At 57.3% G+C, this 6289-nt stretch carries 9 protein-coding genes and 4 tRNA genes; all 13 read left to right on the top strand.

All coding sequences use genetic code 11. The features are described from left to right. Positions 1-158 precede the first annotated feature (158 nt). A complete protein-coding gene (gene birA, locus PF66_RS09745; RefSeq protein WP_054059490.1) occupies positions 159-1118 on the top strand; it encodes a bifunctional biotin--[acetyl-CoA-carboxylase] ligase/biotin operon repressor BirA in 960 nt (319 codons plus the stop codon). Further along, positions 1108-1857: a pantothenate kinase gene (locus PF66_RS09740; RefSeq protein WP_054062549.1), complete on the top strand. Its 750-nt coding sequence runs from the start codon at positions 1108-1110 to the stop codon at positions 1855-1857. The genes birA and PF66_RS09740 overlap by 11 nt, the downstream gene beginning before the upstream one ends. A 7-nt stretch (positions 1858-1864) precedes the next feature. After that, positions 1865-2311, top strand: a complete 447-nt coding sequence (locus PF66_RS09735; protein WP_054059488.1) for an SPOR domain-containing protein — start codon at positions 1865-1867, stop codon at positions 2309-2311. A gap of 142 nt (positions 2312-2453) precedes the next feature. Next, a tRNA-Tyr gene (locus tag PF66_RS09730) sits at positions 2454-2538 on the top strand. Positions 2539-2564: 26 nt separating this feature from the next. After that, a tRNA-Gly gene (locus tag PF66_RS09725) sits at positions 2565-2638 on the top strand. Positions 2639-2665: 27 nt separating this feature from the next. After that, a tRNA-Thr gene (locus PF66_RS09720) sits at positions 2666-2741 on the top strand. 104 nt (positions 2742-2845) lie between these two features. Then, a tRNA-Trp gene (locus PF66_RS09715) sits at positions 2846-2921 on the top strand. Positions 2922-2965: 44 nt separating this feature from the next. Next, positions 2966-3334: a preprotein translocase subunit SecE gene (secE, locus tag PF66_RS09710; protein ID WP_054059487.1), complete on the top strand. Its 369-nt coding sequence runs from the start codon at positions 2966-2968 to the stop codon at positions 3332-3334. 9 nt (positions 3335-3343) lie between these two features. Beyond that, positions 3344-3877, top strand: a complete 534-nt coding sequence (gene nusG / locus PF66_RS09705) for a transcription termination/antitermination protein NusG (RefSeq protein WP_010443972.1) — start codon at positions 3344-3346, stop codon at positions 3875-3877. A gap of 115 nt (positions 3878-3992) precedes the next feature. Next, entirely contained in the window at positions 3993-4424 is a 432-nt protein-coding gene (rplK, locus tag PF66_RS09700; protein WP_017901523.1) for a 50S ribosomal protein L11, read from the top strand. Then, a complete protein-coding gene (gene rplA, locus PF66_RS09695) occupies positions 4424-5119 on the top strand; it encodes a 50S ribosomal protein L1 (protein WP_017901524.1) in 696 nt (231 codons plus the stop codon). Before rplK ends, rplA begins: the two co-directional genes overlap by 1 nt. A 198-nt stretch (positions 5120-5317) precedes the next feature. Next, positions 5318-5818: a 50S ribosomal protein L10 gene (gene rplJ / locus PF66_RS09690; protein ID WP_017901525.1), complete on the top strand. Its 501-nt coding sequence runs from the start codon at positions 5318-5320 to the stop codon at positions 5816-5818. Positions 5819-5897: 79 nt separating this feature from the next. After that, on the top strand, positions 5898-6266 hold the full coding sequence (rplL, locus tag PF66_RS09685) for a 50S ribosomal protein L7/L12 (protein ID WP_017901526.1): 369 nt from the start codon (positions 5898-5900) through the stop codon (positions 6264-6266). The last annotated feature ends 23 nt before the right edge of the window (positions 6267-6289 follow it).

The following is a 6289-nucleotide window of genomic DNA, read 5'->3' as shown; positions in this document are numbered from 1 at the left end:
GGTAGGGGTTTTGTCTTTTCTGCGCCCTGAATCGCTTCGCCAGCCTGCCCCTATTTTCCTCTTTCTCTTGTTGTCGTATCTGTCCTGATGCCCATGTTTTCTATGCAATGAACCAGCTCATGGCTATCATGCGTGCCTCATTGTGAGGCGAGATCTGCATGCTGACCTTGTTAAAACTCCTGAAAGACGGCCGGTTTCATTCCGGGGAGGCACTTGGGGCCGCGTTGGGCGTCAGTCGCAGTGCCGTCTGGAAGCAGCTTCAGCAACTGGAGGCCGAGCTCGGGCTGTCGATCCACAAGGTTCGTGGCCGCGGCTACCAGTTGGCTTCTCCCCTGATCCTGCTTGATGAGCAGGCGATCGTCGCCGCCGGGTCTTCTTCCCTCTGGCCTGTACGCCTCTACGATTCCATTGATTCGACCAATGCCGAGGCGCTACGGCTGGTCGAGCAGGGTGTTCCTGCGCCGTTCATCGTTGTCGCCGAGCGGCAGACCTCCGGTCGCGGTCGCCGCGGGCGCCAATGGGTCAGTCCATTCGCGGAGAACATCTATTACAGCCTGCTGCTCCGGATCGATGGCGGCATGCGCCAGCTGGAAGGCCTGAGTCTTGTGGTGGGGCTGGCAGTCCTGCACGCCCTGCGTGAGCACGGGCTTGCGGAAGTAGGGCTGAAGTGGCCAAACGACGTCCTGGTTGGGCGCAAGAAGATTGCCGGTATCCTGTTGGAGTTGGTCGGTGATCCGGCGGATGTCTGCCACGTGGTGCTGGGTATCGGTATCAACGTCAATATGCAGGTCGCCGAGTCGATCGATCAGCCATGGACGTCCGTGCGTGCTGAGATGGGGCGCACGTTGGATCGCAATCAACTGGTGTCTTCCCTGAGTAAAAAGCTCCAGGAATACCTGGAGCTGCATCGTGAGGCGGGTTTTGCCGCCATACAGGCGGAGTGGGAGCGCAATCACCTCTGGCAGGGGCGGGAGGTCTCCCTGGTCGCCGGCGTCAACAGCATCAATGGCATCGTGCTGGGGATTGACCAGCAGGGTGCGCTACGCCTGAGGGTTGATGGGGTCGAGAAGGTCTTCAGTGGTGGCGAGCTCAGCCTGAGGTTGCGTGATGATTCTTGAGCTCGATTGCGGTAACAGCTTCATCAAGTGGCGCATTATCCGGACGAGTTGCCGGGACGTAGTGGCCGGCGGTGTTGTCGACTCCGACCTGGCGTTGCTGCAGTGCCTGCGCGAAGAGCCCGGGTTGACCCTGGCCTGGTGTCGCCTGGTCAGCGTGCGTACCGAAGAGGAGACCCGGCGCCTGGTTGCGGCGCTTGCCGATGCCTTCGATGTCGAAGTGGCGTGCGCACGACCTGCCGAAGAGATGGCGGGGGTGCGCAATGGTTACAGAGAGCACGAGCGGCTGGGTCTCGATCGCTGGCTGGCGATGCTGGGTGCCTTCCGGCTGGCCGGCGGGCCATGCCTGGTGCTGGATCTCGGTACTGCGGTCACGGCCGATTTCATTGCCGCGGATGGTTCGCATCTCGGAGGCTTCATTTGTCCCGGAATGCAGTTGATGCGCAACCAGCTGCGTACTCATACTCGACGGATTCGCTACGACGATGTGGCGGCCGAACGTGCGCTGACCAGTCTGGTTCCCGGGCGGGAGACCGTCGAGGCGGTCGAGCGTGGCTGTCTGCTGATGTTGCGCGGATTTATCCTGACTCAGTTGCAGCAGGCTCGGGAGTACTGGGGGGAGGAATTCAAGGTGTTCCTCACGGGCGGTGACGCGGCCCTGATTCGCGAGATGGTGCCTGGCGCCCGTTGGGTTCCGGACCTGGTATTTGTCGGCCTGGCGATAGCCTGCCCGTTGAGTTGAGGTCTCTATGCGTTGGTTGTTTCTGCTGTTGTTGGTGCTCAATGGTGTCTATTACGTCTGGCACCAGCAGGAGGCTCCCCTGAAGGCGAAGGAGGTAGCCCCTCTGTCGCTCTACCGCAGTGCCCACCAGGACATCCAGCTGCTGAGCGAGTCGGATAACGCGGGCGCTCGTAAAACAGCGGCAAGAGATCAGGAAAACGAGTCCGAATGTCTGTACCTGGGTGGCGTGCAGCGCCAGGAGGTCGCCCAGTCGATTCTGCAGCGTCTGCAAGGCATGGATATCAAGGCGCGCGTGCAGCGCGTGAATGTTCCCGATTCCTCTGGATACTGGGTCCGTGTCGCGCCCGAGAGCCGGCGTTTGCTGGATGATGCGCAGCTGCAGAATCTTGCTAAGGAATTCAATGAGTTAAAACATAAAATAATGTTGTGCGAGGGTATTGCAGGTGTCGAATAGTTTGCATAGAATGGCGCCCGCTCCGCAGCGAAGACCTCTTGAGGGATTAGCCACGAAGCAGCGTCAATGCAACTAACCTCATAATTTTAAATGAGAAATTGCTTGACAGAGGTTCAGCATGATGTAGAATGCGCCTCACATTGGAGGGGTTCCCGAGCGGCCAAAGGGATCAGACTGTAAATCTGACGTCTCAGACTTCGAAGGTTCGAATCCTTCTCCCTCCACCATAATTTCAGCGGAAGCAGCAGGCTCCGCGGGTATAGTTTAGTGGTAGAACCTCAGCCTTCCAAGCTGATGATGCGGGTTCGATTCCCGCTACCCGCTCCAAGTTTTGCTGGTTTTGCAAAGTGTTTCGCTCTTGTAGCTCAGTTGGTAGAGCACACCCTTGGTAAGGGTGAGGTCAGCGGTTCAAATCCGCTCAAGAGCTCCATACAGACAAGGCGGATATGCAAATATCCGCCTTTGTTTTAAGTGGTTGTAGTTGTTGCAATGTCTCTGTCTGGTCGGCATAATGGTCGGCCTGATTCAAGTTTTAGGTCAGTAGCTCAATTGGCAGAGCGACGGTCTCCAAAACCGTAGGTTGGGGGTTCGATTCCCTCCTGACCTGCCAGATTCACTCGATGTGTCTGGCTTTCTTTTCACAGGATCCTGTAGATGACCTCCAACACTGAAGCCCAAGGCTCTCGCTTAGATCTTCTCAAGTGGCTCGTCGTAGTCGCTCTGGTGGTGGTTGGGGTTGTCGGCAATCAGTACTATGCTGGTTCGCCGGTCCTGTACCGTGTACTCGCTCTGCTTGTCATTGCTGCTGTTGCTGCCTATGTGGGCCTGCAGACCGCCAAGGGCAAGTCGTTCTTCGTACTGGTCAAGGAAGCCCGCACCGAGATCCGTAAAGTCGTATGGCCGACTCGCCAGGAAACCACTCAGACCACTCTGATTGTAGTGGCTGTTGTTCTGGTTATGGCGCTGTTGCTGTGGGGTCTCGACTCCCTGCTCGGCTGGATTGTTTCCTTGATTGTTGGCTAAGGGTGTCCCGTGGCTAAGCGTTGGTACGTTGTGCATGCTTACTCCGGTTACGAGAAGCATGTCATGCGCTCGTTGATCGAGCGAGTAAAGCTGGCAGGCATGGAAGATGGCTTCGGCGAAATTCTGGTCCCTACTGAAGAAGTAGTGGAAATGCGTAATGGCCAGAAGCGCAAGAGCGAGCGCAAGTTCTTCCCTGGCTACGTCCTGGTACAGATGGACATGAACGAGGGTACTTGGCACTTGGTCAAGGATACTCCTAGGGTAATGGGTTTCATCGGCGGTACCGCCGACAAGCCTGCGCCGATCACCGACAAAGAGGCCGAGGCCATTCTGCGTCGTGTCGCTGACGGCAGCGACAAGCCGAAACCGAAGACTCTGTTCGAGCCGGGCGAAGTGGTACGTGTTACCGACGGTCCGTTCGCAGATTTCAACGGTACGGTCGAAGAGGTCAACTACGAAAAGAGCCGGATCCAGGTCGCAGTGCTCATTTTCGGTCGCTCTACTCCGGTGGAGCTGGAGTTCAGCCAGGTCGAGAAGGTCTAGCTGGGCAAGCATCCCAACCCCACAGTCTTAGGCTGTGGGGTTTTGTCGTCACTGGGATAAAACGCAAGTCATCCGGGGAGCCAACTGGCGTTCGTACCCGATTTTGGAGTAGCTCATGGCTAAGAAGATTCAGGCTTACATCAAGCTGCAAGTTAAGGCCGGCCAGGCCAACCCAAGCCCACCCGTTGGTCCAGCACTGGGTCAACACGGTGTGAACATCATGGAATTCTGCAAGGCTTTCAACGCCCGTACCCAGGGTCAGGAAGCGGGTCTGCCGACTCCAGTGATCATCACTGTCTACAGTGACCGCAGCTTCACTTTCGAAACCAAGTCCACCCCGGCTTCGGTTCTGCTGAAAAAGGCCGCCGGCCTGACCAGCGGTTCCGCTCGTCCGAACACCGTTAAGGTTGGCACCGTTACCCGTGCTCAGCTGGAAGAGATCGCGAAAACCAAAAACGCTGATCTGACTGCAGCTGACCTGGATGCAGCCGTGCGTACCATCGCCGGTTCTGCTCGTAGCATGGGCCTTAACGTGGAGGGTGTGTAATGGCTAAGCTGACCAAGCGCCAAAAGGCTATTGCCGGCAAAATCGAAGCAGGCAAGGCCTACAGCTTTGTAGACGCCGCTGCTCTGCTGACCGAGCTGTCGACTGTCAAGTTCAGCGAGTCCTTTGACGTTGCTGTAAACCTGGGCGTTGACCCACGTAAATCCGACCAGGTCGTACGTAGCGCTACCGTGCTGCCACACGGCACTGGCAAAACCGTTCGCGTTGCCGTGTTCACCCAGGGCCCAGCTGCTGAAGCTGCTCTGGCTGCCGGCGCCGACCGCGTTGGTATGGACGACCTGGCTGCCGAAATGAAAGGCGGCGACCTGAACTACGACGTAGTCATTGCTTCCCCGGATGCAATGCGCGTTGTAGGTCAACTGGGTCAGGTTCTGGGTCCACGTGGCCTGATGCCTAACCCGAAAGTCGGTACCGTAACTCCTGACGTCGCTTCCGCCGTCAAGAACGCCAAGGCCGGTCAGGTTCGCTACCGCACCGACAAGAACGGTATCATTCACACTTCCGTTGGCAAGATCGGCTTCGACGCCGTCAAGCTGAAGGAAAACGTTGAAGCCCTGATCGCTGACCTGAAGCGTATCAAGCCGGCTTCCGCGAAAGGTATCTACGTCAAGCGCGTTACCCTGAGCACCACCATGGGCCCAGGTCTGGTCATCGACCAAAGCTCGCTCGACGCGTAAGACACGCGTGGGTGCAAGCGATTGCACCCATTGAAAAATTGGGGTCCCTGCCTGGCGGGGGCTATCCAAGACCGTAGGCGGCGCAAGCCTTAAACCTCAAGCCTACGCAGATGGTGCTCCCGGTTCCTTACCGAATCAGACACCAAAACGACATCAGGCTCTGGTCTGGTGAAACGGTAACAAGCAGGAGTTAAACCCGTGGCAATTAATCTCGAAGACAAGAAGGCCATCGTCGCTGAAGTCAACGAGGCTGCCAAAGTCGCTCTGTCCGCTGTCGTGGCTGATGCCCGTGGCGTAACAGTAGGCGCAATGACCGGACTCCGTAAAGAGGCTCGTGAAGCTGGCGTATACGTACGTGTCGTACGTAACACCCTGCTCAAGCGCGCCGTTGCCGACACTCAATACAGTGTCCTCAACGACGTGTTCACCGGCCCGACCCTGATCGCGTTCTCCAACGAACATCCGGGCGCTGCTGCCCGTATCTTCAAAGAGTTCGCCAAGGGTCAGGACAAGTTCGAGATCAAGGCAGCTGCGTTCGAGGGCAAGTTCCTCGCAGCCAATCAGATCGACGTACTGGCAACTCTGCCGACCCGCGACGAAGCAATCGCACAGCTGATGAGCGTGATCCAAGGCGCTACCAGCAAGCTGGCTCGTACTCTGGCGGCAATTCGCGACCAGAAGGAAGCTGCTGCAGCCTGAGGCTGAGCGTTTCATCTCTCGCGTATTTTTGTTTATTTCGATGGCCTTGCAGGCTGTCCCCCAATTCAGGAATTGAGTCATGTCTCTGACTAACGAACAAATCATCGAAGCGATCGGCCAGAAATCCGTAGTGGAAATCGTTGAGCTGATCAAAGCGATGGAAGAAACCTTCGGCGTTACCGCTGCTGCCGCTGTTGCCGCTGGCCCAGCTGTTGCTGCCGCTGCTGCTGAAGAGCAAACCGAGTTCAACGTTGTCCTGGTTGAAGCTGGCGACAAGAAAGTCAACGTCATCAAGGCTGTTCGTGAACTGACCGGTCTGGGCCTGAAAGAAGCCAAAGAGAAAGTTGACGGCGCTCCTCAGGTCGTTGCTGAAGGCGTTTCGAAAGAAGCTGCTGAAGACGCCAAGAAGAAGCTGGAAGAAGCAGGCGCCAAAGTCGAGCTCAAGTAAGCTCAGACCTTGCGTCTCCGGCC

Source organism: Pseudomonas asplenii, from assembly GCF_001293465.1.
Classification (GTDB): domain Bacteria; phylum Pseudomonadota; class Gammaproteobacteria; order Pseudomonadales; family Pseudomonadaceae; genus Aquipseudomonas; species Aquipseudomonas fuscovaginae_B.
The sequence above is the reverse complement of the archived record's forward strand: the minus strand, read 5'-3'. Positions and strand labels throughout refer to the sequence as shown.